Source organism: Anabaena azotica FACHB-119 (assembly GCF_014697625.1).
In the GTDB taxonomy this organism is placed as follows: Bacteria; Cyanobacteriota; Cyanobacteriia; order Cyanobacteriales; family Nostocaceae; genus Trichormus; species Trichormus azoticus_A.
The window spans coordinates 266335-292315 of sequence record NZ_JACJSG010000001.1 but is presented as its reverse complement, the minus strand read 5'-3'; the positions used below and the strand labels follow the sequence as shown (position 1 = coordinate 292315).

The following is a 25981-nucleotide window of genomic DNA, read 5'->3' as shown; positions in this document are numbered from 1 at the left end:
AAAGTAGTTGGCATCTTGCTCTGAGTCATCAATTCGATAATCAACCACCAAAAATTTGCCCGTTTTATAATTGACATATAAGCATTTGACTAACGAAATACCTTGAATTACAATCATCGCCACTATATTTTCGATACAAAGCTTTTAAAATAAATGATTATCAATATTAATGTACTACTGGGTAGCGATCGCCTCCTTGCCAGTTGCGTCAGTCCTGTACTAATAAAAACTAAGAAAGATTTCAAAACTCCTCCCCACCAATGAAAGTTGAAGTCGTCCCCCATGATGCAGCATGGCGTAGCAAATTTGCCGATGAATCAAATCTAATTACACCTGCACTTGGTAATAACTTAGTGAGGATTCATCACATTGGCAGCACATCAATTCCTGGGATCTATGCTAAACCCATCATTGATATCTTAGTTGAAGTCAAAGACATCACCAAAGTCGATGAGCAAAATGCAGCGATGATAACATTAGGGTACGAAGCAATGGGGGAATTTGGTATTCCTGGCCGTCGCTACTTCCGCAAACACACCGAATCTCAAAGAAGCCATCATGTTCATATTTTTACAGCTAATTCGCCAGAAGTAGAACGACATTTGGCATTTCGAGATTATATGATCGCTCATCCTGAAGATGCACAAAAGTATAGCCAATTGAAGCGTGAATTAGCCAAACTATATCCTGAAGATATCTATGCCTATATGGATGGAAAAGACGGCTTTATCAAAGAAATGGAATGTAAAGCATTAGCATGGCAAGCGGCAAAAAACTCATTTACTTGCAAACTGCTGTAACTGATAACTGATTTAACAATTCCCAATACTTATACATGGTTAGGGGCGTACAAATGTACGCCCCTATGGCATCTGCAACAAACATTCTTGGTAATGGTAAAATACGGGATGTCAATGGTGGGGATCAACTATTAGTAAGTATTTCTGATGGCAAATTGGATCATGGTGAATTCACAAAAACCACAGCCTTATCTGAGTCCCGCTAATTACGAATTGATACAAGTATCTACAAACTATTTAGGTTTCAGCACCCACTGTTTAGGCACAGTGCAAGGATTAGCTAATTAATTACCTAATGGTAATTGTTAATAGCTAATAATTGCTAACTAAGCCTTAATTATCCATCTTTGGGTGAGATTCAATAAAAGTCAGCGTACAGAGAAATTTAACCCCGTTTTACCAACGCCTTGTTCGCTGAAGTAACTGGCGTGGGTTGCTTAACAAGATTTGCTAGTTCTTGTAATTGGTTAATCGCTTCTGCACCTTCTAATTTCATTAATTCGCGATCGTCGCGCATCTCTGTCCAGGTGATTCCATAGTCGGATACTAGGAACCGAATCAAATGATTGTTACCTAAACTCACCATGAATGAAGCACTGTTCATTTGGTCGCCACAGGTATAACAGGACGCAGGATATCCCCGCCGTTCTAGTACAATTGCCAAAGCTTGGAGGTTCATTACCAAGTCTTGAACGAATTGCCGATGTTGATGCGCTAGTCTTAGAAACACTTTTGTCCTCCAGACACCACAGTCATTTTAATCTCTTTTATATTTTTTTTAGATTTTCTCACCAATTGGTATTGTAAACTATTCATTACAATTACCAAAAATTTATTGCAGTCATTAATTGACTAACCTTATCCAGAGTAAGAGAAAACAGCAGAGTCTGCCGTATCAAACAATTCACTTTGCACAATCGCCTTTTCAGACAAGTTAATAAAATTCACAAAAATTTATAAAATTTTGTCTGACTTTGTGAATAATAGTAGCGATCGCATCAAGATTAACTCAGGTTTAGCCTTTGTCAACCATAGGAAAATCACCGATTGTATTTCTGTGGTATTAGCACTACACATTAGTGATATTCACAGTTTTGCCATTTAGTCCTGATTCTCTACAAGCTTGCTTGACCGTATAAATACAGGTTGACTGCTGAGGATTTTGACATAATTTTGCTTTACTCAGGTCGAACCCTTCTGGTTATATAGCCTTGAATCAATTGAACTATAAGCTTGAGAGTGCCAAGTTGGACGTAATCGCCGAGTATAGTGGGGAATTAATTACACTTAGGAAAAATATAACTATAGCCCGAATACTTATAGGCATAAAATCGAGCATAACTAAACTTAAGATAAGTATGTTGCCATTTCGCCAGTATTTTTTTTGGCTTTAGACGTTACATAATGTTAAGTACGTCATCAACTCCCCCTTGAATCAGCATTTGATGAGAAATGCTGCTCATACTATCTAGCTAATCATATTTAAGACTAACAGTAAGTCAATCTAGCAAGAGTTATAGATACAGAACTTAAATAGTCATCAGCAGGTGACAGGTGACAGGTGACAGGTGACAGGTGAGTCCAGTCCTGTAGGCGGGTTTCCCGCCGTAGGGAACTGGCGAACCCGGAGGGTGACAGGTGGTTTACTGGCTTTGTGTGTTTAGGACTTACGCATAAAGCTTGGCTGTTGAGGCTGGGTTAATGGTGGTTATAGTGCAGGGGTGTGAGGATTTTGACACCTACACCCCTATGTTGGAGAGAGAAATTTTAGCCTACTATTTGCCACCAACCAAAAGCCGGGCCGATAAAACGGATAGTAACCCAAATTACCACCATAGCACCAATGCCTACCCAAGCACCGCGAGTAGTCCAGGTAACAAATTGTTCAGATTGAGATTTAGTAATGGGAACCCAAGGTAAGATACGGGTTTCTTGTCCGTATTGTTCTCCCATTGTAGTTTTACGACGCTTTGCTTCACCCATAGTTATCATTCCCCATTCAGTCTAGGCGATAAATTCACTAATGATTATCCATTTTCCGATGGTAGCGTTGTTTTTGCCTTTGAGATAGTGGGGTGCGATCGCTCTCGTTCGTAGTCAGGACTTTAGTCCTTGTTTAACAGTGAACAGTTATCAGTTATCAGTTACAGCAGTTTTCTTTTGCATGAAGTACAAGGCTATCGGTTTTGAGGCAGGAGGCAGGGGTGATAAACTCTTGATACCTAAGATTAAATCTGGTTTTTTTGTACCTCATTTACTTGCAAACTGTTGTCAATACGAAAATGAAACACCACACCAATTGGTAGAAGGATTTAAGGACAAATTTAGCCTTACCACGCCAATACTTACAGCATATTTTGGGTACATGAGGTGTGAGCGTAAAACCCACAACCATGTAGAGACGTTACATATAACATCTCTACAGTATTTCACGAATAACAAAACTGCTGTAATCTATATTTAGTTGCCTATTTTATTTATTATTATTGTTTTTTATTAACTTTTATAATTAAACTGCCAATATTCAAAGCTTTTTCAGGATTTTTCACATATTTATTCCTTCTAACGGTACATGACAAATAATTAGAAATCGTGCAAGTTAAGAATAGAGTAAGAAAGATAAATTAAGCTGTTGTTATTAACTGCATCGGCTCTAGGTTTAAATCTCATATTTAATACAGGAGAGGCTATCATGGCTCAACAAAATGCTGCCCAACTTTTGAAGGCTGTGAAGGAAAATCAAGCATTAAAACAAAGGCTGAAAGCAACGGAGAACCCAGAAGCTTTTATTAAGATTGCTAAAGAAAGCGGCTATGAGTTTACCAAGGAAGAACTAGAGACGGAAATTAGCAAATTATCTGAGGAAGATTTAGCTGCTATTATCAATCCAGGCTGGGGGCCAAGACAACACATTCATCCTAGATAGATGTAGGGAACAGGTGACAGGTGATAGGGGACAGGGAATAGCAAATAGTTTTGAAAGAGTCTTAGTCTCCTAATGTATCTGGCAACAGCTATAAATAACATTTTTTATAAAAGATATGTTGAAAACCCTGTGACTTCAGTCCAGGGATGAAAACTATTTGGTAGGTTTTAACCTACCAGTTCTGGTAAAATGGCTTTAGTTTCAACGTGAGTAGGAATAACCAAGAGCGCATTGAACAATCCTAGTAGGGGTGGAACTCCCGCACAGTAAGTCAGCCGTGTAATCGTCGCCTATACCACTGGCAAATAATAGCAGGATTGGGAGCGTCTTAATTTGTGAAATATGTGGACTTCCGAAGAGTGGAAACTAGAAAAAACTAGGTAACGTCACAGCTAAACCATGCTAGTTTAGCCAAGTACGGTAGGGGACTTTTGACTGTCCCACAAGGTTATCCCTTGAAAGATGACTGTGGAGATTGATGGCTTTAGCCTCAATCAAAACAACAGTTTGAATCACCGTGACTTCAGTCCGGTGAGAGTCAATTACTTAAAATACAGGGTAGAAAATAAACTTTGTATTTCTACCCTGATATTGTATTTTCAAGATGAGTGAAAAGAGAATTTGGGGGAGCGATCGCAATTTCCTCAGCGTTTGGCTAATTCTGGTGTTCTTCCCTTCAAACCAATCATCAACTTGAGCATAAATACTTTTAGCGCGGGAACAGCACGCAAAAACCATAAACCCAAGCGACGCACAAACACCACTGGCGGGAATTGGTTAGAAAACATCCGGTCTAACATATCAGTGAAGCCTAAAATTGTGAGGTTCTCTATTTGTCGCCAGCGTTCATAACGTTTCAACACGCGGATTTTACCGATATCTTCACCAGCTTGATGGGCTTTTTGGATGACCTGCGCCAAAGCAGCGACATCTCGAATACCCAAATTTAAGCCTTGTCCACCTACAGGATGACAGTTATGTGCTGCATCACCAACTAATGCTAAACGGGGGAGGACATAGCGATCGCTTTGCATGAGTTGCACTTGAAAAACGAAGCGATCGCCGAGTAATTCCAACTTACCCATTTGATTACCAAAGCGTTGGCTGAGTTCTTGCAAAAATTGCTCGTCATTCAAGGCACACAAAGCTTTTGCTTCTTCGTGGGGAGCTGTCCAAACGATGCGGCAACGGTTCCCAGGTAATGGTAAAATCGCAAAGGGGCCGCTCGGCCAAAATCTTTCGTAGGCGGTGTTATTGTGGGGTTTTTCTGGCTTGACGAAGGCGACGATACAAGATTGCCAATATTTCCAGCCATGTGTTTTAATACCCGCAGCTTGACGAATTGGCGATCGCGAACCATCGGCGGCTACAAGTAATTTACTGCGGACTGTGCTTAATTGGTCGGCAATTTTGATTTCGATAGTTACTACGTCTTGGTGGTAGCTAGTACTTACCACCTCAGCCGGACAAAGATAAGTGACATTTGGGCAATTCTGGACAAATTCCTGCAAAGGTTCCAGTAAGGCTTGATGTTCGGCTACATAACCTAATTCTGGTGTGCCTATATCGTTGGGTTCAAACTCCACCACACCAGGATAATCAGCGTCAGAAAGGCGAATTTGGCGATACTTGGCAATCTGCGGCAGAATTTTATCCCAAATACCGATTCCTTTGTAGATTCGCGCTGACAGCATATGGACTGCATAGGCTTGTCCTTTAGCTACGGCTGCTGATGCGACTTTCGCCTCAATCAACAGTATATTTAAGCCAGAATCCTTTAATGCTGAGGCTAAAGTTAACCCAACAATTCCACCGCCGACGATGACCAAATCATAGTCGTATCCTCGCTGGTCTGGCGGTGTCGGTTGAGGAGAAATAGTTTGATTAAGCTGCGTTAGCGCCATTGTTAAGAGAAATTAAGCAATCTTAATTCTTATTCTTACGCGATCGGCTGTGTTTGGGCAAGGGGAAGGGGGAAGGGGGAAAGGGGAAGGGGGAAAGGGGAAGGGGGAAAGGGAAAAGACTATCTCCCCTGCTCCCCTGCTCCTCTGCTCCTCTGCTCCCCTGCTCCTCTGCTCCTCTGCTCCCCCACTCCTCTGCTCCTCTGCTCCTCTGCTCCTCTGCTCCTCTGCTCCTCTGCTCCCCTGCTCCTCTGCTCCTCTGCTCCCCCACTCCCCCAGTCCCCAGTCCCCAGTCCCCAGTCCCCAGTCCCTCACCCTAATCCCAATTCTCGCTTGAGTAGATTAATCGAATTTGTCCCTATGTAATTTTCTACCTTGATTAGTTTTGGTGGACGGATGATGTCTTCTGAGGCGGCTTGGACGGCGACTTGTACTGTGGTGTAACAGGCTTGGTCACAGATAATGACTTCGGCTCGCTTGACGATCGCCTGCATTTTGTAATTATCTTTTGGTTGGGCGGTCATGACTAATAATTCGTCACCGCGTAAGCCGTGGAGGATGACTTCGGCTTGGCGACCAATTCCTGAACTTAAGCTGACTATCCCAACACAGTTATCTTTGGGTAGGGTTTTCAGCAGGTTGATTTCTTTGTTGTAGTCGTAGATATCTAAGGGGATGACGCGGATGGCTTTAGGGGCGGCGATCGCTTCTACATCGTTGATAAAATAGCGACTGGTGACAACCGTTGCTGAGGTAGTCTTATCTAGTACAGAGGCTAATTCACCTATCGCTACTATCTGCACTGGGATTTTTAATTCTTCTTCTAACTCATAAGCCATTAATTCCCCGACACCCATATCTTGAGATGGTGATGCTACTAACACTCTGGCACTACAACGTAAGCGCCAGTCAATTTCCGCCAAGAAGATTTCCCTGGCTTGGCTGAGTGAATAGCCTTGATTTAGCAGTTCATCCAAGGCTTGCTGTAAAACTTTTGAGGCTTCGGGATGTTGTGTCAGAATTGGCGATTGTAGCCTGCTACCGCCTTCATGACCTTGAGCGCGGACATAAATCCCTGAGCCTGCTAAACTCTCAACAAAACCGTCTTCTTCTAGCTGACGGTAGACCTTACTAATGGTATTACGGTGTAGCCCCGTTTGCATCGCTAGCGCCCTGGTGCTGGGCAACTTGTATCCGGGTGGGTATTGGCGAGAAGCGATCGCAAACCGGATTTGGTTGAACAGTTGGGTTGATGCAGGAATCTCACTATCTGGCTGAATACGGAATTGAATCATCACCCAACCTCCTCAAAAATTCAAAATTCAAAATAAAAATACAACGTCTAATTGGGTATTTTCTGGTTTAAATTTTTTATGTGCTGACTATTAGTACTTGATTATCTGATAGAAGTAGCCTAGTTATATCAAATAATCAGAGAAATTAACCACAAAGCAAGGGTAAAAATTATTATGACTGAGCAAGCAGTAGTTACGGAGACAGTTCAACTTTCCCAAGATAATCTGCAAATAGCTGCTTACTTAGCACAACCACAAGCACCAGGTTCCTATCCCGGAGTTGTGGTATTACAGGAGATTTTTGGCGTTAATCAGCATATTCGGGAAGTAACAGAACGAATTGCTAAGTTGGGGTATGTGGCGATCGCACCAGCGCTATACCAACGCCAAGCACCAGGCTTTGAAACCGGCTACACACCCCAAGATATTGAGATTGGCAGAGATTATGCCATGCAAACCACAGCATCAGAGTTATTGGGCGATATTCAATCAGCCATTGATTATCTCAAAACTCTGCCCCAAGTCAAAAAAGACGGCTTTGGTTGTATTGGCTTCTGCTTTGGTGGTCATGTAACTTATCTTGCCGCCACCTTACCAGATATCAAAGCTGCTGCATCCTTTTACGGTGCAGGAATTACGACTCGCACCTTTGGCGGTGGAAATCCTACCGTTACCCGTACACCAGAAATTCAAGGTACAATTTACGCCTTTTTTGGTACAGAAGATGCCAGTATCCCTTTAGAACAAGTTGATCAAATCGAAAACGAGTTAGAAAAATACAACATTTCTCATCGTGTGTTCCGCTACGATGGAGCTGAACACGGATTTTTCTGTGACCATCGAGCCAACTATAATCCTCAAGCAGCAGCTGATGCTTGGGAACAAGTAAAGCAGCTATTTGGGACTGTGCTAGCAGGCTAAATCAGTGGACAGTGGACAGTGGACAGTGAACAGTGAACAGTGGACAGTGAACAGTGGACAGTGAACAGTGGACAGTGGACAGTGAACAGTGAACAGTGAACAGTGAACAGTGGACAGTTAACAGTGAACAGTGGACAGTGGACAGTGAACATAACCTGATAACTGATAACTGATAACTGATAACTGATAACTGATAACTGATAACTGATAACTGATAACTGATAACTGATAACTGATAACTGATAACTGATAACTGATAACTGATAACTGACAACTGACAACTGACACAAGAAGCGTAAATAAAAACAATTTAATTTCAATAGTCATGAATTCCGAATCGAAACTATCTCAAAAAGCCAGTTCGTCTTTCACGATGGACGACTTCGCTAAAGCACTAGAAAATCACGATTATCAGTTTCAAAAGGGACAAGTTGTTTACGGCAAAGTCTTTCAACTTGACCCTGATGGAGCTTACGTTGATATTGGTGGTAAGTCGTCGGCTTATATACCCCGCGATGAGGCTTCTTTGAGAGCAGTTACCGATTTAGCGGAAGTACTGCCGTTGAATGAGGAGCTTGAATTTTTGATTATCCGTGAACAGAATGAAGAAGGTCAAGTAACTCTCTCTCGACGGCAGTTAGAAATTCAGCACATCTGGGAAAAATTGGCGCAATTGCAGGAAAATTCCCAGACGGTGGAAGTGCGGGTGACAGGTGTGAATAAGGGTGGTGTCACCGTCGATTTCCAAACTTTGCGGGGTTTTATTCCGCGATCGCATCTCACAGAGCGTGATAATTTAGAAGCGCTCAAAGGTAAAACTTTAACGGCTGGTTTTTTAGAAGTAGACCGCAATAATAAAAAACTTGTTCTTTCTCAACGTTTGGTAGCTCGTTCTAGTAACTTCAGTCAGTTAGAAATTGGTCAGTTAGTAGAAGGTAAAGTTACTGGAATCAAACCTTTTGGTGTGTTTGTCGATTTAGATGGTCTGAGCGCCTTGCTACATATCAAACAAGTCAGCCAAAAATTTATTGAGTCTTTAGAAAAAGTCTTTCAAATTGGTCAAACAGTCAAAGCAGTTATTATTGATTTGGATGAAGGTAAAAATCGCGTTGCTATCTCTACCAGAGCTTTAGAAAACTTCCCTGGTGAAGTGTTAGAAAACTTTGAGGAAGTCATGGCTTCCGCCGAAGCACGCGCTCATCGAGCTGCTAATAAACTCAACGAGTAAGCATTTCTCTGTGTCTCTGTGGTTAACTTTCACCACAGAGACACAGAGGTATTAATTGAACGTGAGTTCGATGAACCTCACCCTCCCAACCTCCCTCTCCTAAAAGGCGTTCGCGTAGCGTCTCCGTCAGGAGAGGGAGGAGAAACGAAAAACCTCACCCCCGTCCCCTCTCCTCGTAGGAGAGGGGTTGGGGGTGAGGTCAAAACAACGCTTGTCGAACTCACGTTAATTGAGATTCTCTAAGCGATAGTTGCGACGGAGTTCTGCTAAAGCATCTTCACTAAAAGCAAATTTAATGCTCCCGACTAGTTCACCCCAACTGTGTAATACAGACTCACAAGGAGCTTGCCAAAATTCACTGAGAAAATATTCTTTCCACCATTGTGGCGCTTGCTTGCGGTGTGTCTGTTGCTTACGCCACCGTCTGCGCCATTTAATAAAATCTGCTCTGGTTGGTGGTTGTACTCCCACTGTTGGGGGAAAATCGGCATAGCTGACAAATGAACTCACTCCCTTGGCGTGGACGTAAACCACATAACGCCAACATTCTACAGTATAGATATCATCAAACCCAATCCGAAACATCAAACAAATTGCTTCTTCTGTGACAAATCTGGCTAGGGGATGAGGAGTTAAAGATTTATGAACAATTTTTGATGAGCGGATGACAATTGCTTTTGGATTAAGTGATGATACCATAAAAGATAATCCTGGTAAGAAAAAAGATAATCCTCGTAAGAAAAAATAATTCTTGCGAAAATAGATGATTCTCGCTTTTTACGGGATGGTATTTTACTACGATCGCTCTCTCAGTTTCCTAGGCCGGGGGGCGATCGTTTTATATGATACAATTATTAGGCGACTCATACAAGTCAGTTATGTAGTAATTATGGGAATGATTCGCCTGAAGATTCGCGAGTATGCGTCTGTGAGGGGTTGGACTTTGAAGGAAGTATCTGACCGTTCTGGTGTGGTTTATAGCACTCTGAGAACCTATGCGCGATCGCCTGGACTAGCGACTGTAGATTTTACCGCGATTCAAAAGTTAGCTCGCACTTTTGATGTAATGATTGAGGAGTTGGTTGAGGTGGTGCAAGAGTAGTTTATAGTTGCATTGCAGTAGGCGATCGTGATGTTATATGTCTTTTATTGATGAAATTAATGATGCCAACGTCTTGATTGTAGGAGCTAGCCAAGGCATTGGCTTAGGTTTTGTCAAAAAATTACTCCCAGATGGCAGATTCGCCAAAATTTACGCCACCTATCGCCGTATAGACTCAGCATCTGAGTTAATAGCATTGCAAGACAAAAATTCACCACAATTAACTTGTCTAGCACTAGATATTACTGATGAGTTACAGATAGCTGAAGTCTTACAAAATATCAGTAATGAAATTAATAAATTACATTTAGTAATTAACTGTGTAGGACTGCTACACGCAGGAAACTTACAACCTGAAAAGAGTTTGCGACAACTTAATTCAGAAAATTTATTGCATTATTTTCAAGTCAACAGTGTAGGTGCTGTTCTACTCGCTAAACATCTTTTGCCTTTGTTTAAGCATAATGAACAGAGTGTTTTTGCCACTATTTCTGCTAAATTGGGCAGCATAGGCGATAATCAACTCGGTGGCTGGTATGGCTATCGCGCTTCAAAAGCGGCGCTGAATATGTTTATGCGGACTGTAGCTATTGAGTATGCTAGAAGTTGTCCTAAAACTACAGTAATAACTTTACATCCAGGTACAACGGATACACGCCTTTCTCGTCCCTTTCAGAGAAATGTAGCGGCGGAGAAATTATTTACAGTTGAACGCACTGTTAATCAATTATTAGCTGTGATTGAGCAACTTCAACAAGGCGATAGTGGTCAGTTTTTTTCCTGGGATGGAACTAGATTACCTTGGTAACTGAAACTGAGGTTGAAAGAAAATTGGGACTTATTTGCAAATCACGATTAGCTATTTAGTGACATACTCCTACACTGATGCTTCGCATACAGTGTAGGCTTCCAAGACAATCCGGCTACTGCTTAGGAGACTCTTGGCTTTAAGAACGGAATGCCCTACCGCTCTATTTTTTATATTTATAGCTGCATTATGGTCACGGTCAAGACTGCACCCACAATTAGGGCAATCGTGCCAACGTTCATGCAGCTTTTTAGGAACTTTTACACCACAACTAGAGCAGTCTTGGCTAGTACCAGACGCTTTAACTGGAATAACCAACAAACCAGCTTTTTCGGCTTTGTTCGTCAGTATTGACAGAAAGCTTGACCATCCGGCATCAAGTACAGACTTTGCTAGTTTAGAGCGTGAAAGTCCTTTAACATTTAAATCTTCAACAGCTATAACGTCATACTTTTTAAGCAGATTATTAGCGGTTTTGAAATGAAAATCTTTGCGTTTGTCAGCAACTTTTTTGTGTTGTTTACCTAGTTGTTTAATGGTTTTCTGTCTACGCTTACTACCTTTCTTGCGACGTGAAACACGTTTTTGGATAACTCGTAAACGTTTCTGAGCTTTACGATAATGCTGTGGTATAGAAACAGTTTCACCATCAGCAGTAGTCAAAAACTCTTTTAACCCAACATCAACCCCTGTTATAGATTCGGAATTGAAATCAGGCTTAATTGTTGGAACTGTTGCATCTTCTAGGCTGAGAGTTAAATAATAACCACTTGACTCTTTTTTGGTTACAGACGCGGTTTTAATCTTGAAACCATCAGGGATAGCGCGGTGCAAAACAACCTTAATTTTGCCAAGCATTGGTAGACTAATTAAATTGCCTTGCAAACACCCATCTTTCATCTGAGGATAAGTAAAAGTTCTATAACGGTCACGAGATTTAAACCTCGGTCTACCGCTACGTTTACCATTACTATCCCCTTTCAAGAATCTGTCAAAAGTTACCTTAACCCGTTTGACTATATCCTGCAAAACTTGTGAATAAATCTCGCCGTAATGTGGATGAGTTTTTTTGAGGTTGGGTAAAGTTTTCTTTTGAGAATAATAGTCTGGATTGTCTCTTAATTCTGGTAAGTGGCAAACAAGGGGACAAGCGTTAATAGAGCAACGATTTTGCTCATACCAGTTGAACCTATCAGCCAGCAAATAATTATATTGAGCGCAAAGCATAGACAACCATTTATCTATGTTTTCAGCTTGTTGTTTTGTTGGACGCAGTTTGTATTGGTAAGCCGCCCTCACTTGTTTATTACCGCTTTGTTAAATCAGTGTTACTATTTTAGTATACACCAATTAATGTAAATATTCCGAAATTACTATGAAAAATGATTTTGTTTCAAAAGGCAGGTCTGTCAGCGACCTTAAGGCGCATTTGCTTTTGACAACAAAATATAGGCGAAAAGCCTTTACAGGTGAAATACTGGAACGATTACATTTCATCTTTGAGGAATTGTTAATCAAATGGGATTGCAAGCTTGTTGAATTTAACGGTGAAGACAATCACATCCACCTACTTTTTCAGTACCATCCTGACTTAGAACTTAGCAAATTAGTAAATAACTTGAAGTCTGTTTCTTCTAGGAAGTTACGTCAAGAATTTTCTGATCATCTAGAAAGGTTTTACAGTAAAGATGTTTTTTGGAATGGTTCTTACTTTATTGCTAGTTGCGGTGGTGTTACAGTATCAACTTTGAGAAAATACATTGAAAATCAAAATACTCCAGAAAGTGGCGATTCCTCATCGACCCCCTGCCCTGTTAATCCTGCGGATTAATTTGGTTGTGGGTCAATTCGTCATCGCCCAAAAATTCATCTCGTCACTCGTCCTTCGGACTGAGTGAGAGGCTTCTTTTTGTTCAAGCTAATAGTTAACACCAGGACTTATTATAATCACCACCGTAGCTGGAAAAAGAACCGTAGGAACCACTATGGCTAGAAAAGCTGTTACCGGACAATGAATTATAGCCAAAAGTTATACCGTACCAACCTCCCTCAATAAGTCCTATTTCCTCCTGAAATAGTTCATTGATGAAGTTTTCAGAGTTAGAAAACAAATCATAACCAGTAAGATGCAAAGTATCAATTATGATGTTAGCCATTAATATTTCTCCTTAATTTTTATTGACATTATATCTGAGAGTTGGTTTTGTGTCATCCTCAATCATCAACTTAGAGAAACTCTACAATTTTTCAGTCATCATAAAAAAATTACAGTTGATCAATTACAATATGTAGAACCAATTGTAATTAGACCGGGAATAATCTATTGTGTGAATCTTATTATCATGAAAGTTCCACGAATAATCACCTCTATATGTATTTTCCACTGTGTTTATACCATCACTAACATTCATGACTGAAAAATAAATAGACCCCCCCGCTACCGCCTCAGCTTGATATGGAGATAAGATATGCTCAAATAACCCTAAACTAGTAAATCTTGGTAGGGAAATTACTATCTGATTCATTGTTTTAAACTACGTGGTTAGGTTTTTTAGTCGATGGAACTTATGACATAATTATCGATGTCGTCATTCCCAATTGACTACAATAATTATGTAAATAAGTCTTGGGATTTAAGTGAAAAAATTATCAAAAACTAGTAGAATCTGTTGATAATAGACCTTGAGTAGTCTATGGTATGAATCTTATTATCATGATAGCTGACTGAATTTGTACCAGCTTCAACTGTATTCTCGTCTCCGACAGTATTGATTGATACGCTATCAGTAATATTAACTATATGAAATCCATAAGGATAAGTACCTCCTAATATATTCTCTGCTTCTTCTGGAGTTAGCTTTTGGATAAATCTCTGTCTCCAAGTAGGATGTAAGTTAAATATGATAATTTTAGACATGATTTAATTTTTATCAGGTAAATATAATAGAGTTATAATTGAATGAATTACAACTCTTTATTCCACCATTATTATACGTAAAAAATTTTAGAAAAACTACATTTTGGCATTTTTTATTAGACATAAATGAAAGTTTTTAGTCTTAGATAATCAGCTTTCATTATTAGCAAAGTATTGATAATTTTATTTACATAAAGACAATTTATGTTTGATGAATACTGAGGGTATTAAACATAAATAATGCTTATATAGCTGATGTAAGAACATTAAGATATACAGCATATTTTGGGTAAATGAGGTACAAGCGTAAAACCCAAAACCATGTAGAGATGTTCTGACTTTTCACGGGATCTGAAAGACCTCTCTCCAAACCTTTCTCCTACAAGTCCAGAGGCTTTGATTTCTCCCCCTTCCCTTGAAGGGAAGGGGGCTGGGGGGTTAGGTCTGCTGTTAACTTTTCACGAATAGCGAGACTGCTGTAATAATGTGAAACTTACCAAAAATTACAGCTTTCGGAAATGACTTCTCAACAGCTATTGCCTACAATGAACCGTAAGCAAAAAATTTGCAGTAGTTGGATAAAGTGAATCATGACAGAATTATTTGAGCTTTAAATTTGAGAGAGTAAAACAATGTCTAAAAAAATCATTTTTAACTTATATCCCATTGATGTAAGTGATTTTTTCCATGAAATACTTTCCGCAGAAGCTGAGACTGTAGTGGGAGGTGACACCATTGTTGATTTAAGTACTATTCATGATGGTGTAAATAATCTCTCAAATACATTTCCCAGCCTTGTAGGAGTAGAGAATAACAAACTTTTGACTGTTGACTTTTCCCGATTAACTATTAATTGGATAATTATGTTTCCTAACGAAGAATCATTAGTTTTTCGCTGGCTAATATAAGGAATAAAAATTGGATAACTTAATTTTTTAAGTTGATTAACTGGAAATAATTATGGTATATAAACAGAGACAGTCACCGACAAAACCTTTAGTTTGGTGGTCGATTATGTTGACGGCTACGATCGCTGTCATTACAAGTACTGTATCTTTATATAGCTTATGGCGATCGCAACTGCAATCCAAGTTAGACAAGCCAACACCCATTAGTTCACCTGTAATGACGACTGTGACTGCTTTAGGATATTTACAACCCGAAGGAGAAGTTATTCGTCTATCTGCGCCTAATTCCCAAGGGGGGGTGAGAGTAGCAAAACTCTTTGTCAAACAGGGTAGCTGGGTACGTGAAGGAGAAACAATTGCGATTGTTGATAGTTATTATCCCCGTCTTGCTAGCTTAGAGATGGCGCAAAAACAGGTATTAGTTGCTCAAGCTAGTCTCAATCAAGTGAAAGCTGGTGCAAAAGCTGGAGATATTTCTGCACAGAAAGCAACTATAGCTCGTTTAGAAGCTGATTTAGAGGGAGCGATCTCTGTAAAGGAAGCAGCGATAGTGCGCCTAGCAGCTGAGTTAGATAATGTGAAGAGCGAAAATCAGCGATATCAGCAGCTATACAAATTAGGAGCAATTTCTGCTTCACAAGCAGAAGCGAAGTATTTACGAGTTAAAGTTGCTCAACAGCAGTATCAGGAAGCAAAAGCTGCTCACGATCGCATTCTCAAAACTCTTCAACAGCAGTTAATCGAGGCGAAAGCTAAGTTGAGGAGTATCACCGAGGTTCGCTTGACTGATGTACAAGCAGGACAAGCTATGGTGGAGAATGCAAAAGCTGCGGTTAAACAGGCTCAAGCTGAGTTGGAATTAAGTTCAGTGCGATCGCCTATTAACGGTCAAATCCTCAAAATTAATACTCGTTCTGGAGAAATTATCAGCAATACAGGAATAGCGGATATAGGACGGACACAGCAGATGTATGCAGTAGCAGAAATTTATGAAACCGATATTAAAAAACTACGTCTAGGTCAGTCGGCTGTGATTACGAGTGATGCGTTACCACAAGAACTGCATGGAACAATTACAGATATTGGTTTACAACTCGGTAAACAAAATATTTTTAATAATTTACAAGCTGATACTGATAACAAAGTAGTTGAGGTAAAAATTCGCATCAATAATATGAAAGCTCACAAAGAAATTACTGCTTTGACTAACTTACAAGTGCAGGTAAGTATCAGTATATCTGAGTTTTCACGGGATCTGAAAGACCTCTCTCCAAACCTCTCTCCTACAAGTCCAGAGGCTTTGATTTCTCCCCCTTCCCTTGAAGGGAAGGGGGCTGGGGGGTTAGGTCTGCTGTTAACTTTTCCACATAACGTGAAAAGTCAGATCAGTATATAAGTTTATATATATACTTTTTATCAGATTTAATTGTTATTTTTTCAAAAAAAACTTGATTACTTATAACGATTATTAGTTAAGTGAGGTACATAGTTACTGTTTTTAAATACAGAGGAACGCAGAGGTTTTTTCCAGCGTAAATCCTGACTTTAATTTCATCTTGATAACCTGGAATTAAGAGCATGATTTTTACTATACCTATAGGTTGGCTGCAATTGGTTCGACAAAAAGTTCGCTTTTGTGTGGCGTTGACTGGAATCACTTTTATTGCCGTGTTGATGTTTATCCAACTTGGGTTTCAAGATGCTCTATATACTAGTGCTACACAGTTACATGATAATTTACAGGGCGATTTGTTTATCATCAGTAATCAATATCAATCCTTGACTTTACATCAAAGCTTTTCCCGTTGGTATTTATATCAAATATTAGGTGTTGATGATGTAGAATCAGTTAGCCCTTTATATATGCAGTTCGCTAAACTGAAAAATTCAGAAACTGGGCTGAAATCACCAATTTATGTGCTTGGTATTGACCCATGCGACGACAGTTTAAAATTATCAATTGCCCAGGAAGCATTGAGTTTATTACAATTACCAAACATGGTTTTATTTGACAGAATATCTAGACCTGGATTTGGCCCTATTGCTGAGGATTTTGATCAAGGTAAAAGCGTCATTGTTGAACTATTTAACTATGCTTCATCAGTTGGCTATAAGGTAAAAGTTGCTGGTTTATTTAGCCTGGGGCCATCCTTTGGAGTTGATGGAAATTTGATTGTGAGTGCTTCTACTTTTTTTCAAATATTCACAGACCGTTCAGGACAAAATGTAGATATCGGCTTAATTAAGCTCAAACCTGATGCTAATCCTCAAAAAGTTTTGACTAATATAACAGTGAAATTGCCTAAAGATGTAATAGTGATTACGCACCAAGATTTTATCAATTTGGAGAAAAAATATTGGCAGTTAAGAGCGCCTGTGGGATTTGTGTTTCAAGTAATGGTGATTATGGTATTTATTGTTGGTGTAGTGGTTGTCCATCAAATTCTTTATAGTAATATTGCTAGTCATTTGACAGAGTATGCAACTTTAAAAGCTATGGGTTTTAAAAACCAATATCTGTTAATTGCCGTTTTTCACCAATCTTTAATATTAGCTTTTTTTGGTTATATACCTGGGTTTGCTATATCTCTCGGTTTGTATGATGTGGCAAAAGGTGCTACTAATTTACCAATTAATATGAGTATAGATAAAGCGAGTTTGGTACTAACTTTTATCACCCTCATGTGCTTTGCATCTGGTTTTATATGTACAAATAAGTTGCGTAATGTAGACCCGGCAGATGTATTTTAGGATTTTAACTTGTGACTACTCCTATAAGAGACTTTCAAGCCTGTTCACTACTAAGTAAATGAAATTTTTGACTCAGAATAATACATACAGTTGCTACTATAAACACAACTTCAGCTAACAAAAATGCAGCTGCACCTATAGATGTGCTTCCTAGTTGTTTGACTAGCAAAGATACTATGGCGGTAGCGCCAGCACTACCGCCAAAATACAATCCTGTACCTAAACCTGCGCGACTAGGATGGATTTTACTCAATACCAGGGGAATAATACTAATAACAACTAGGCTGAAGCTGATACCAAAACCTAGTATGAAGGCGATCGCTAATTTATCGCTATCATTTAATAAGGCTAGTCCCATCAAGGCTGTCATTGTACCCAAACCCAACAGCACTGATTTATTTGCACCTAGTTGTGCTGTCCAGTCTCCCAAAGGAACTGAGACTATTGCCGATACTAATAACATTGCCGAAGTGATAAAGTCTACTGTTAGGTTGGGTAGTTGTGTCTGTAATTGTTGGGGAAATATTGATAACAGCAGATTAATTTCTACTCCTGTGGCTAAACCCATGATAAAAATCAACACGAACATTTCTACAGGAGTTTTGGCTATTTGTTGTTGATGGGCGTGAGAAAAATGCTGCGAATGTTTGGGGGTAAATAATTGTAAGATATATGCTGCCACAATTAAAGCGATCGCACCCACTAAAAAAGTAATCGATGCGCCCATGCTGTTGAGTAAAGTATTTAAAATCGGCCCAAAAGCGCCTATTCCCCCTAAGACAAACACCAACACTGCATTAGCTTGGGGTAATTCGCTTTTAGGTGCAAACTGTGTTAAAAGTGCGATCGCACTGCTGCGAAAAATCATCATGGCGATTACCCAGACGGTCATCAACATGGGTATAATCCAACGTACACCAAGGGGTAGGTTCTGCTGAATTAACAGCGACACCGCCACAAAAATTAAACCCGCCAATACTACCCCAACACTAATCATAGGTAAGCGACTACCCAAACGCTGCTGGATGCGATCGCTAAGTTCACCAATTATCGGTTCTATCACCGCTACTAATAAACTTTGCCAAATTCCTAACCAACCAACCAGTTCGGCAAAATTCAATTCTGCTAAAATTATCGGCTGATAAAATCCGTAAGCCATCCAACTAAAGATGATAGCTGCTAGTAAAGTGGCTAATCCCCAAACTTGTCGCCATAAAATTTCGGGGCGGGTATTGACCGAGTTAAGCATGATTTTGCCGAAATTTTCTAGATTGGTGGTGGAATTGTATAACAAAGTTTCTGGAAAAATCGCATTAAAAAATGCAGAATTTGTCTCTACTTCTACAATTATTTATTACGTCCTATCACATACAAGACTTACACAACTGGCACTTGGGTTAGGGTGCGTCAGATGTGAAAAATCCACAGAATGTGTACGACATTATTGGGGCTGATGCAGCCTACAGTTAATTTGATGATGACACTTGCGTAAGTCCTAACATATTCACCTTAACAATACTAGTAAAAAAGTAGTCACTCATTTATTCAATTATTTATACAAACGCCCCGGATTTCTCAATGATAGCTAATGGAAGCTTGACCGATTGTCGTCTCACTATTTTTCTAATTAGTATTAAACAATACGGTTTCTAGTACAGCCAAGATGGCTGATAGCATCATTCTAGCAAGAGAATCATATTTTCTATAAGGCATTTTTTTATATATATTTTTCTAAAAAAAGTATATTTTTCATGCTTTGTTTGTATGAAAAATAACTATTTCTTCTGTAGATAGAGCAGTCCCCCGATAGGTGAGGACAGAGATAAATCATAAAATCCTGATACCAAGCAGATTTTAAAGCTGTCACCTGTCACCTGTCACCTGGTATAACACCACTATTATCATAATTCTGTTGGAAAAGCATTTTTTTAGTAACTGTAGGGTGCTGAACTGCCGACCCTACCTATCTTTCCCAAATTAAGTATGAATCCGATAATTATAATTCTGCTTAAACAGCATTTTTTTAGATCATATTCTCAGATAGTGATGTTTATGTAGAGACTTAAGTACTAATCTGCAAATAGTAAATTATGTCTGATAGATAAAATACTAAAAACTCATATTAAATTAAGTATTTAAAACTATTAATTCATACAACAAGCAGCAAGTTGCTGGCTGAAAACAGTTAGGAATCAAGTAAAAAACTCAGTACCAGAAAAATTCTAGTATTATAAATTTCCGGACAGTTTTAGTATCGTGTTACACTTACGCCTAAATCTGACCACATCAATCTTAAAGGTATAATTTAACATCAATGGTCAATGAAAAACCGTCTAAAAAACGGTTGCATCAAAAAATGAGGCAAATTAGGGTCTTCGTTGTTGTAGTACTAGTAAGTGCGATCGCCTGGTTGCTGTTTCATCCGCGACCTCATTCAGTTACCATCAAACAAAGCAATTACGCCATTCACAAACTTCAGGATTTCCATCAATCACAGTCTTACCCTCTCCAGCAAACCATCAACCCCAACCTTTATCAACCCGTAGGCAGGTGGGTAGGTAGATTAATACTACCAAATCAGCAGCAAATACAACCGACATCAGATTGGGTATGGATGGAAGTCCAACAAGCGCCACCCGAAGCCCAAAATCTGGTCGGTAAAACTGTCCGCTTGGAATGGCAAAAGCCGATGTTACAGTCTTATGTGCCAGCAGTACAACGAAATATCAGTTTTACTGATGGCGCAAAGCAAAGTCAAGCCCAAGGGATTATCCACCCATACCGCTTAGATGGTCGTCTGCAAGTCGGGCCTTTACAATCCTTGGCGGGCGCTAGACCAAACGATGATGTGATTGTTACTCTAGATGATGCCCAGTTAGTCGCAGACAGTAATCAGCCAAGCCTGCAAATTGCCCATGAACCGATGATGACAAGCGGAAGGTTCTACGGTTTGGTAAAAATCCTCCATCCAGAACCCACCAGCAGCCAATATCCTGCACCAGCGACTTGTCCAGGTACTCCCCCCTGTCCCAGTGATTTCTTTGTTGTACGTCATTATAATCCCGCCTCTGGGGACTTTGATGGTGTGGCGGAAACCATCAGAATTCCCCAACAGGTGGTTGATACTAGAAATATTCCCCCCTCCACCCCCAGACAGATAGAGAAATCCCCAGCCGGAAAAGCAGGTTGGTATATTTATGGTGCTAAAAATACTCAAGGAATGTTTATTGTCCAGGCAATAGTACCGCGATCGCTATTACAACTGCAACCGCAATACGTAGTTTTAGGGGAACAAGCAGGGCTAACTTATATTAAATCTGAGAATTGGCAGATTAAACCCCAAGACAAAGGCACAATTCGTACTGTTTTACTTGATCCCCGCCCCAGTCCAACCCCAGTTACCACATCTACTTGGCAAGAAGGCGATCGCGCTATAGTCTTACATAACTTTGGTGGCATCGGTGGTAAAAAGAGTGAAGGTAGCACTGCATATACCATCACCGGACATTTTGCCTTTGGGCTGGCGCAAGTAGTTCATGACCCCATCACCAAGGAACTACAATTTGCCATCGAGTATCAACAAATTTATGCCAATAACCCCGACGGGATCATTTCTGGTAGACATTCCTGGGCAGAATATATGGGTAACTTACAGAGGGGATGGGCAGCTACAAGACCCATTTCTGATGTATTGATGAAGTTTCCCCCAGTCACTCAAGACTATGACTTTGACGGGATCAAGCTTTCCCCGGTGACAGAATTTCAGCGACAATTGCAAGTAATGATGGCGCGTTATCGCACAGGTGACGGTACTGGTAGCGCCACAGTTTCCCCGGCGACTTCCTGCGTCCAAGATGCTAGTCAAGCACTTTACACCGCCATACAAATAATCACTGAACAAGTCGCCGCCAACCCAGCAATTCAACAGTGGTTGAGTCAACATCCTGATGATCCCCAAACTTTGCGCTTTCAACAGTTGGTGAGTCTGACTGCATCCTTGAAACGTCAACTAACACCCTTGGGGATCGTGCGTGCAGACTGGCAAAGTAACGCAGATTATCTCATGGGGATCGGGGATGAGCAAGCACCTTTCCGCGATGGCACCCTTTGGGCAGGCTTAACAAGTTGGCGTACAATGGTTCCTAGACAAGCACAAGACGAACTCGCCTCCTTATTTTTGCGACATGGTGCTAAACTCTGGTTTTTGCGTACCAATCAAATTGGCGGAGATAACCCAGATATCGCCCCCGTAGCGCCCACACTGGGATTAGGTCTGATCACGATCCCCTTCACCAACATTGCACCCATACCCACTTTATTAAACCGACTACTAGCATCTTTGGTCATGCCAAATCTGCGAGATTGGCTGATCGTCGGGGTAATAGTCTTAATATATAGTGCGATCGCTTTACCTATAGGCTTACGTTCCGGCTTTTTGTCTTGGAGTTTCACCCCTAGCAAACCCTTGTACCAACTAGCGATAATATTACGCACCCTCATATTTCCCGCCCTAACTGAAGAAATAGCCTTCCGCGTATTACCGCTTCCCCATCCCCTAGAAGTAATTAACTGGTATGGATGGACATTATGGGCTGGTTTAATAGTCCTCCTCTTCCTCCTTTACCATCCCCTCAACGCCAAAACCTTCTACAAGGAAGGATTTCCCACATTTTTCCATCCCATATTTCTCACCTTAACCGGACTTTTAGGTTTGTCATGTACAATAGCCTATGGTTTAACAGGTTCCTTGTGGGCGATCGCCCTCATCCATTGGATTGTAGTATTAGTCTGGCTACTTGCCTTGGGAGGCAGACAAAAGTTGAGCATTGGAATTAGATAAAAGACATTTTTTAAGGTAAATATGTCAATTTTTTCAAGTTTTGATAAAGCATCAGCATAAGTAGATTAATTTGTGCTTATCAAAGGATGTAAAAATAGTATTTAATCTGAGGAAAAATCAGTACACTCCACTATTCTTCTATACCCTTCCCTGTTAAGAGTCCCCTGTCCCCTGTCCCCTCTCTACACCAGTAGATTCACTCTTTTCAAACCAAATTACCATCACTGGGAACTTATTAAATAAACATCATGTCTACTTATGTAATCTACATAACATTTTATTTGATACTGCATACTCTAAAATCAGTTGTCCGTAGAGTTTAGCTCTGAGGAAATATTGCTACAGCCTCAGCAAAAATGGTTTTTTCTGGAGAAAACTGTCTCTTAGGGTACTGTGTTGTTTATGTAAAGGAGATTTAAATTTAATATATGCGATCGCTATCTCCAGTATCAGCAATATATAAGTTAAAGAAATACCACTTTTATATTTTCTTTGTTATTTTGTATTTAACGGGACAGTTCTTACTCATCCCGTAGGATTAAATAATAATAAGATAATCCTATTTACCTACAAAATCCCTGGAATTAAACGTTTTGTGTCAGGTTTATCAATTCTCACAAATTCCTCCAAATTCAGGCTTTAAATTGTATGGTAAATATCCAAATGCTCATTAGCTAATTACCTCAAAGGAGACTAAATATTATGACTGCGCTCAAGACCAAAAACGAACATTTTGTCCTATCTGCTGTTATTAACCCCATCGCCAATCAGCAACAAAATACTCAATCTAGAATAGATTTATGGCAACCTTTACGTCAATGGATTGATGCCGTAGAAATTCAAAATCGTAAACTAGCTCACTTTATAGCTAAATTAATTCCTGCTCAGTGTCCTTTTGAGCGTGACATTACACTATTTGGTCGCAGAATTGCCCATATTCCTCCTATGTGCAAGCTTAATCCTCTATATGAGGAATTTGTGAGTTTGCGTTTTCGCGCCTTATGTTATTTAGTAGATCAATGTGGAGAAGACATCCAGTCCTACTGCTAAATAGAAAGCCGGAACAGACAACATGGAAATCAAAATTGAGCATCAACCCAGTCCAGAAATACTCCAAAAGTTAGGTGTTTACCAATGGGGGATTTGGCAAAAAGAAGCCTCCAAATTTCCTTGGACTTATGATACTCAAGAAACTTGTTATTTTTTGGCAGGTGATGTCATTGTTACGCCTGATGGCGGACAACCAGTAACAATGGGTAAAGGAGATTTAGTCACTTTTCCGGCTGGAATGTCCTGTACATGGGAAATTAAAAGCGACGTGAAGAAACATTATACTTTTGATTAGCCAAGATTTTGGCATCAGGTTGCTTCTGTTGGATTCTCATCTTCTCTGCTGTAGAATAATTTCAGTATCTCATCAATCAATTGAGAGATTTTATGGAGTTGCAGCGAGTGTTATAAGCTAAGATGGCACAATAGATAATTCGCTTATATCAGGTTTTCTCAGAACTCGTAGCGACTCCATAGCCTAAGCAATATTCTTAAAAGTAAATATCAAGCCTCTGTGGTGAATTTCTGCGTATATGGAGTTCGTATTCAGGACTTTAGTCCTGATGACAAACCTTGTCGCTAAAATTAAGAGATATAAGTCTATTTTTTAGCCTCTAGCAGAATGTTATTACAGGGATCGCCCAAACAAAAAATTAATGATGATCCTGGTCATCTATCCAATGGCTACTCTTTAATTCGAGCAGTACATACTGCTGTTAAGGGTAGAGTCAGATTTAAGGTAAATGGACTCTATCGTTGTGAAGCGCTGAAAAAATATCTCGAAATACGCCTATCAAAGTCGGAAATCATTACTCAAGCAAATGCAAATCCTTTAACGGGTAATGTCTTGGTGGTTTTTCACCCCAATTTTACCTGGGATGCGATCGCCTCCCTCCTGCAAGGTATTATCTTAGATTACAGAAAAGTTTCCCTGAATCTCCCCCTCACAAAGCCTGTAGTCCAGCCACAAGACAAATTTGATTCTCAAGTTATTCTCTGTAGCGCAACAGCCACTACCTTTGCAGCTAGCGCCGGACTATTGTTTACATACGGTCTAGACGAGAGTATTTTACTAGCAATTCAGAAAATACACAGTCCCCTGCTTGACCGGATAATGCAGTCCATCACCTTTTTAGGTGAACCACTACCCTTTGTATTAATTTCTTCAGCGTTTGGTTGGCAACTGTGGTATAATAATCGTCGTCGGGAAGCAGTCGGCTTGAGTATAACGACAGTCGGCGCAGTAGGGTTAAATTATCTGTTGAAAGAATTGTTTGCTAGAGCGCGTCCAGCATTGTGGGATTATCTAGTCCATGCGGTTCACTACAGTTTTCCTAGCGGTCATGCAATGGTTTCTACCGCCGTTTATGGTTATATCGGCTATGCTTTAGCTAAAGAATTTCCCCAATGGCGCGAACCAATTTTAGCCTCTACCGTTGCTTTAATTTTAGCAATAGGTTTTAGTCGCCTTTATCTAGGCGTACACTGGCCTACTGATGTGTTGGTTGGCTATGCAGCCGGGTTATTATGGTTAATTGTCTGCATTGCTGTTCTACAAGACGCGCTTAGGAAGGACTCAGGGGTGATGAGGATGCAGATAGGATAAAAAACCGCCGATAAACGCCGATAAACGCCGATAATGGAAATTTAGAAATTATGTGCGATGCGTTTAATTTCGACTTTGGGATTGCCAAAATTGATTAGCTTAAACCGACAGAAGCCTCTCACCTACCCGTTCGCGTAGCGTCTCGTAGGGAAGGGAGGTGATGAGATGAATGGCGGGGCGGCGACGAGTTGACCCCCGACTGTACATGGTAATATATAAATGGTCATTGACCCACCCACACGGCTGTAAACAAAACGTGTAGAGACGCGATTAATCTCGTCTGTACTAGCGGTACGACGCTTGCGGAGGTAACTAGCGTGAGCAAGGGGGAAGGGAATTTGCCACTGGGACGCATAGGCACACTCCATGTAAATTCTCGGATTAACAATTAAACTGCCTTGGGAAGCAGGGCGGCTGCCTGGGTTCTAGCATTGACTAGATAAAGGGGGTTTCCCCAGAGATGCTGCATAAGACTCGGAGCGTTTTTGGTAACGCACATTGTTTTTACAATGTTCCTAACAGAGCAGTGGCAAATGAGACAGGAAGCCTACACTTACTGCGTTCGCGGAGCGTTCCGAAGGAAAGCAGAAGTGTAGGTACTTCACATTAGTGGCTTTGAGGTAATTGTGGCATTGGGCAAAATGGTTTGTTTCCAGAGTTCTCACTGCCTTTAATTCTACTAATACAGATGACTCAACCAGTAAGTCGGCGAAAAATTGTCCAACTACAACCCCATCATATTTGACTTCTATTTCATACTGTTGCTGTACAAACAATCCAGCCTTCCGTAACTCATGAACCAAGGCATTTTCATAAACCTTTTCTAAAAACCCAGATCCCAAACTATTACCTACTATAAACGCACAACCAATTACCCTTTCCGTGATCCGCTCCAACTCCCATCGGTGTTTATCGGCGTGCATCGGCG

The 25981-nt window shown here is 40.3% G+C and carries 27 protein-coding genes; 16 read left to right on the top strand and 11 right to left on the bottom strand.

What is annotated here, in order from left to right; all coding sequences use genetic code 11:
• Nucleotides 1-260: 260 nt before the first annotated feature.
• Both H6G83_RS01300 and H6G83_RS01295 read left to right on the top strand, forming a co-directional pair.
• Complete coding sequence (locus H6G83_RS01300) at nucleotides 261-800, top strand: GrpB family protein (RefSeq protein WP_190465827.1); 540 nt, start codon at nucleotides 261-263, stop codon at nucleotides 798-800.
• A gap of 65 nt (nucleotides 801-865) precedes the next feature.
• On the top strand, nucleotides 866-1006 hold the full coding sequence (locus tag H6G83_RS01295) for a hypothetical protein (RefSeq protein ID WP_190465825.1): 141 nt from the start codon (nucleotides 866-868) through the stop codon (nucleotides 1004-1006).
• A 179-nt stretch (nucleotides 1007-1185) separates the two neighbouring features.
• On the opposite strand, the gene H6G83_RS01290 is transcribed toward H6G83_RS01295, so the two are convergent.
• Nucleotides 1186-1530, bottom strand: a complete 345-nt coding sequence (locus H6G83_RS01290; RefSeq protein ID WP_190465823.1) for a DUF1815 family protein — start codon at nucleotides 1528-1530, stop codon at nucleotides 1186-1188.
• 234 nt (nucleotides 1531-1764) lie between these two features.
• Here H6G83_RS01290 and H6G83_RS01285 point away from each other — a divergent pair, with 234 nt between their 5' ends.
• Nucleotides 1765-1905 (top strand): hypothetical protein, encoded by a 141-nt coding sequence (locus H6G83_RS01285; protein WP_190465821.1) that lies wholly within the window; start codon nucleotides 1765-1767, stop codon nucleotides 1903-1905.
• 662 nt (nucleotides 1906-2567) lie between these two features.
• On the opposite strand, the gene H6G83_RS01280 is transcribed toward H6G83_RS01285, so the two are convergent.
• Nucleotides 2568-2783, bottom strand: a complete 216-nt coding sequence (locus H6G83_RS01280) for a DUF2839 domain-containing protein (RefSeq protein WP_190465820.1) — start codon at nucleotides 2781-2783, stop codon at nucleotides 2568-2570.
• A gap of 709 nt (nucleotides 2784-3492) precedes the next feature.
• On the opposite strand from H6G83_RS01280, the gene H6G83_RS01275 reads away from it, so the two are divergent.
• Nucleotides 3493-3726, top strand: a complete 234-nt coding sequence (locus tag H6G83_RS01275) for a Nif11-like leader peptide family natural product precursor (protein WP_190465818.1) — start codon at nucleotides 3493-3495, stop codon at nucleotides 3724-3726.
• Nucleotides 3727-4370: 644 nt separating this feature from the next.
• Here the strand turns inward: H6G83_RS01275 and H6G83_RS01270 are convergent.
• Both H6G83_RS01270 and H6G83_RS01265 read right to left on the bottom strand, forming a co-directional pair.
• Nucleotides 4371-5630 (bottom strand): FAD-dependent hydroxylase, encoded by a 1260-nt coding sequence (locus H6G83_RS01270; protein WP_190465816.1) that lies wholly within the window; start codon nucleotides 5628-5630, stop codon nucleotides 4371-4373.
• 308 nt (nucleotides 5631-5938) lie between these two features.
• A complete protein-coding gene (locus H6G83_RS01265; RefSeq protein WP_190465814.1) occupies nucleotides 5939-6922 on the bottom strand; it encodes a GntR family transcriptional regulator in 984 nt (327 codons plus the stop codon).
• Nucleotides 6923-7096: 174 nt separating this feature from the next.
• On the opposite strand from H6G83_RS01265, the gene H6G83_RS01260 reads away from it, so the two are divergent.
• Together H6G83_RS01260 and H6G83_RS01255 are read left to right on the top strand one after the other, a co-directional pair.
• Entirely contained in the window at nucleotides 7097-7843 is a 747-nt protein-coding gene (locus H6G83_RS01260; RefSeq protein ID WP_190465812.1) for a dienelactone hydrolase family protein, read from the top strand.
• Nucleotides 7844-8168: 325 nt separating this feature from the next.
• Nucleotides 8169-9071 carry a S1 RNA-binding domain-containing protein gene (locus H6G83_RS01255; protein WP_190465810.1) on the top strand — a complete coding sequence of 301 codons (903 nt, stop codon included), beginning with the start codon at nucleotides 8169-8171 and terminating at the stop codon, nucleotides 9069-9071.
• A 225-nt stretch (nucleotides 9072-9296) separates the two neighbouring features.
• Here the strand turns inward: H6G83_RS01255 and H6G83_RS01250 are convergent, their stop codons facing one another.
• Nucleotides 9297-9770 carry a hypothetical protein gene (locus H6G83_RS01250; protein ID WP_190465808.1) on the bottom strand — a complete coding sequence of 158 codons (474 nt, stop codon included), beginning with the start codon at nucleotides 9768-9770 and terminating at the stop codon, nucleotides 9297-9299.
• A gap of 190 nt (nucleotides 9771-9960) precedes the next feature.
• On the opposite strand from H6G83_RS01250, the gene H6G83_RS01245 reads away from it, so the two are divergent.
• Nucleotides 9961-10173, top strand: a complete 213-nt coding sequence (locus H6G83_RS01245; protein WP_190465888.1) for a helix-turn-helix domain-containing protein — start codon at nucleotides 9961-9963, stop codon at nucleotides 10171-10173.
• Nucleotides 10174-10210: 37 nt separating this feature from the next.
• Nucleotides 10211-10981, top strand: a complete 771-nt coding sequence (locus H6G83_RS01240; RefSeq protein ID WP_190465806.1) for an SDR family NAD(P)-dependent oxidoreductase — start codon at nucleotides 10211-10213, stop codon at nucleotides 10979-10981.
• Nucleotides 10982-11050: 69 nt separating this feature from the next.
• On the opposite strand, the gene H6G83_RS01235 is transcribed toward H6G83_RS01240, so the two are convergent.
• Nucleotides 11051-12280, bottom strand: coding sequence for an RNA-guided endonuclease InsQ/TnpB family protein (locus H6G83_RS01235; protein WP_190465802.1), 1230 nt, complete (start codon nucleotides 12278-12280; stop codon nucleotides 11051-11053).
• 76 nt (nucleotides 12281-12356) lie between these two features.
• On the opposite strand from H6G83_RS01235, the gene tnpA reads away from it, so the two are divergent.
• Nucleotides 12357-12812: an IS200/IS605 family transposase gene (gene tnpA, locus H6G83_RS01230; RefSeq protein WP_190465801.1), complete on the top strand. Its 456-nt coding sequence runs from the start codon at nucleotides 12357-12359 to the stop codon at nucleotides 12810-12812.
• Nucleotides 12813-12906: 94 nt separating this feature from the next.
• Here tnpA and H6G83_RS01225 read toward each other — a convergent pair whose 3' ends face one another.
• Both H6G83_RS01225 and H6G83_RS01220 read right to left on the bottom strand, forming a co-directional pair.
• The gene (locus H6G83_RS01225) at nucleotides 12907-13137 is read right to left on the bottom strand and encodes a hypothetical protein (protein ID WP_190465799.1); all 231 of its coding nucleotides are present in this window, start codon (nucleotides 13135-13137) and stop codon (nucleotides 12907-12909) included.
• A 123-nt stretch (nucleotides 13138-13260) separates the two neighbouring features.
• The gene (locus H6G83_RS01220; RefSeq protein WP_190465797.1) at nucleotides 13261-13506 is read right to left on the bottom strand and encodes a hypothetical protein; all 246 of its coding nucleotides are present in this window, start codon (nucleotides 13504-13506) and stop codon (nucleotides 13261-13263) included.
• A 1024-nt stretch (nucleotides 13507-14530) separates the two neighbouring features.
• Between H6G83_RS01220 and H6G83_RS01215 the strand changes: the two genes are divergently transcribed.
• The 3 genes from H6G83_RS01215 (at nucleotide 14531) to devC (ending at nucleotide 17557) form a co-directional block, all read left to right on the top strand.
• Entirely contained in the window at nucleotides 14531-14806 is a 276-nt protein-coding gene (locus tag H6G83_RS01215) for a hypothetical protein (protein ID WP_190465795.1), read from the top strand.
• A gap of 52 nt (nucleotides 14807-14858) precedes the next feature.
• A complete protein-coding gene (locus tag H6G83_RS01210) occupies nucleotides 14859-16202 on the top strand; it encodes an ABC exporter membrane fusion protein (RefSeq protein WP_190465793.1) in 1344 nt (447 codons plus the stop codon).
• 182 nt (nucleotides 16203-16384) lie between these two features.
• The gene (gene devC / locus H6G83_RS01205; protein ID WP_190465791.1) at nucleotides 16385-17557 is read left to right on the top strand and encodes an ABC transporter permease DevC; all 1173 of its coding nucleotides are present in this window, start codon (nucleotides 16385-16387) and stop codon (nucleotides 17555-17557) included.
• Nucleotides 17558-17591: 34 nt separating this feature from the next.
• Here the strand turns inward: devC and H6G83_RS01200 are convergent, their stop codons facing one another.
• Nucleotides 17592-18806, bottom strand: a complete 1215-nt coding sequence (locus tag H6G83_RS01200; RefSeq protein ID WP_190465790.1) for an MFS transporter — start codon at nucleotides 18804-18806, stop codon at nucleotides 17592-17594.
• 1065 nt (nucleotides 18807-19871) lie between these two features.
• Between H6G83_RS01200 and H6G83_RS01195 the strand changes: the two genes are divergently transcribed.
• The 4 genes from H6G83_RS01195 to H6G83_RS01180 all read left to right on the top strand — a co-directional run bounded on the left by H6G83_RS01195 (nucleotide 19872) and on the right by H6G83_RS01180 (nucleotide 25053).
• Nucleotides 19872-22397: a CPBP family glutamic-type intramembrane protease gene (locus H6G83_RS01195; protein WP_190465788.1), complete on the top strand. Its 2526-nt coding sequence runs from the start codon at nucleotides 19872-19874 to the stop codon at nucleotides 22395-22397.
• Nucleotides 22398-23099: 702 nt separating this feature from the next.
• Nucleotides 23100-23447, top strand: a complete 348-nt coding sequence (locus tag H6G83_RS01190) for a Mo-dependent nitrogenase C-terminal domain-containing protein (RefSeq protein WP_190465786.1) — start codon at nucleotides 23100-23102, stop codon at nucleotides 23445-23447.
• A 22-nt stretch (nucleotides 23448-23469) separates the two neighbouring features.
• The gene (locus tag H6G83_RS01185) at nucleotides 23470-23742 is read left to right on the top strand and encodes a cupin domain-containing protein (protein ID WP_190465784.1); all 273 of its coding nucleotides are present in this window, start codon (nucleotides 23470-23472) and stop codon (nucleotides 23740-23742) included.
• A gap of 327 nt (nucleotides 23743-24069) precedes the next feature.
• Complete coding sequence (locus H6G83_RS01180; RefSeq protein WP_190465782.1) at nucleotides 24070-25053, top strand: phosphatase PAP2 family protein; 984 nt, start codon at nucleotides 24070-24072, stop codon at nucleotides 25051-25053.
• Between the two features lie 122 nt (nucleotides 25054-25175).
• Here H6G83_RS01180 and H6G83_RS01175 read toward each other — a convergent pair whose 3' ends face one another.
• Both H6G83_RS01175 and H6G83_RS01170 read right to left on the bottom strand, forming a co-directional pair.
• Entirely contained in the window at nucleotides 25176-25421 is a 246-nt protein-coding gene (locus H6G83_RS01175) for a hypothetical protein (protein ID WP_190465779.1), read from the bottom strand.
• A gap of 147 nt (nucleotides 25422-25568) precedes the next feature.
• Nucleotides 25569-25976 (bottom strand): GxxExxY protein, encoded by a 408-nt coding sequence (locus H6G83_RS01170; protein WP_190465886.1) that lies wholly within the window; start codon nucleotides 25974-25976, stop codon nucleotides 25569-25571.
• Between the last annotated feature and the right edge of the window lie 5 nt (nucleotides 25977-25981).

Excerpts from the sequence above, each read along its gene's own strand:
- H6G83_RS01170 (WP_190465886.1), bottom strand. The coding sequence starts at position 25,976 with ATGCACGCCGATAAACACCGATGGGAGTTGGAGCGGATCACGGAAAGG.
- H6G83_RS01200 (WP_190465790.1), bottom strand. The coding sequence starts at position 18,806 with ATGCTTAACTCGGTCAATACCCGCCCCGAAATTTTATGGCGACAAGTT.
- H6G83_RS01215 (WP_190465795.1), top strand. The coding sequence starts at position 14,531 with ATGTCTAAAAAAATCATTTTTAACTTATATCCCATTGATGTAAGTGAT.
- H6G83_RS01270 (WP_190465816.1), bottom strand. The coding sequence starts at position 5,630 with ATGGCGCTAACGCAGCTTAATCAAACTATTTCTCCTCAACCGACACCG.
- H6G83_RS01245 (WP_190465888.1), top strand. The coding sequence starts at position 9,961 with ATGGGAATGATTCGCCTGAAGATTCGCGAGTATGCGTCTGTGAGGGGT.
- H6G83_RS01295 (WP_190465825.1), top strand. The coding sequence starts at position 866 with ATGGCATCTGCAACAAACATTCTTGGTAATGGTAAAATACGGGATGTC.
- H6G83_RS01255 (WP_190465810.1), top strand. The coding sequence starts at position 8,169 with ATGAATTCCGAATCGAAACTATCTCAAAAAGCCAGTTCGTCTTTCACG.
- H6G83_RS01280 (WP_190465820.1), bottom strand. The coding sequence starts at position 2,783 with ATGGGTGAAGCAAAGCGTCGTAAAACTACAATGGGAGAACAATACGGA.
- H6G83_RS01300 (WP_190465827.1), top strand. The coding sequence starts at position 261 with ATGAAAGTTGAAGTCGTCCCCCATGATGCAGCATGGCGTAGCAAATTT.
- H6G83_RS01240 (WP_190465806.1), top strand. The coding sequence starts at position 10,211 with ATGTCTTTTATTGATGAAATTAATGATGCCAACGTCTTGATTGTAGGA.
- H6G83_RS01225 (WP_190465799.1), bottom strand. The coding sequence starts at position 13,137 with ATGGCTAACATCATAATTGATACTTTGCATCTTACTGGTTATGATTTG.
- tnpA (WP_190465801.1), top strand. The coding sequence starts at position 12,357 with ATGAAAAATGATTTTGTTTCAAAAGGCAGGTCTGTCAGCGACCTTAAG.
- H6G83_RS01250 (WP_190465808.1), bottom strand. The coding sequence starts at position 9,770 with ATGGTATCATCACTTAATCCAAAAGCAATTGTCATCCGCTCATCAAAA.
- devC (WP_190465791.1), top strand. The coding sequence starts at position 16,385 with ATGATTTTTACTATACCTATAGGTTGGCTGCAATTGGTTCGACAAAAA.
- H6G83_RS01265 (WP_190465814.1), bottom strand. The coding sequence starts at position 6,922 with ATGATTCAATTCCGTATTCAGCCAGATAGTGAGATTCCTGCATCAACC.
- H6G83_RS01260 (WP_190465812.1), top strand. The coding sequence starts at position 7,097 with ATGACTGAGCAAGCAGTAGTTACGGAGACAGTTCAACTTTCCCAAGAT.
- H6G83_RS01220 (WP_190465797.1), bottom strand. The coding sequence starts at position 13,506 with ATGAATCAGATAGTAATTTCCCTACCAAGATTTACTAGTTTAGGGTTA.
- H6G83_RS01190 (WP_190465786.1), top strand. The coding sequence starts at position 23,100 with ATGACTGCGCTCAAGACCAAAAACGAACATTTTGTCCTATCTGCTGTT.
- H6G83_RS01275 (WP_190465818.1), top strand. The coding sequence starts at position 3,493 with ATGGCTCAACAAAATGCTGCCCAACTTTTGAAGGCTGTGAAGGAAAAT.
- H6G83_RS01210 (WP_190465793.1), top strand. The coding sequence starts at position 14,859 with ATGGTATATAAACAGAGACAGTCACCGACAAAACCTTTAGTTTGGTGG.
- H6G83_RS01180 (WP_190465782.1), top strand. The coding sequence starts at position 24,070 with ATGTTATTACAGGGATCGCCCAAACAAAAAATTAATGATGATCCTGGT.
- H6G83_RS01175 (WP_190465779.1), bottom strand. The coding sequence starts at position 25,421 with ATGGAGTGTGCCTATGCGTCCCAGTGGCAAATTCCCTTCCCCCTTGCT.
- H6G83_RS01195 (WP_190465788.1), top strand. The coding sequence starts at position 19,872 with ATGGTCAATGAAAAACCGTCTAAAAAACGGTTGCATCAAAAAATGAGG.
- H6G83_RS01185 (WP_190465784.1), top strand. The coding sequence starts at position 23,470 with ATGGAAATCAAAATTGAGCATCAACCCAGTCCAGAAATACTCCAAAAG.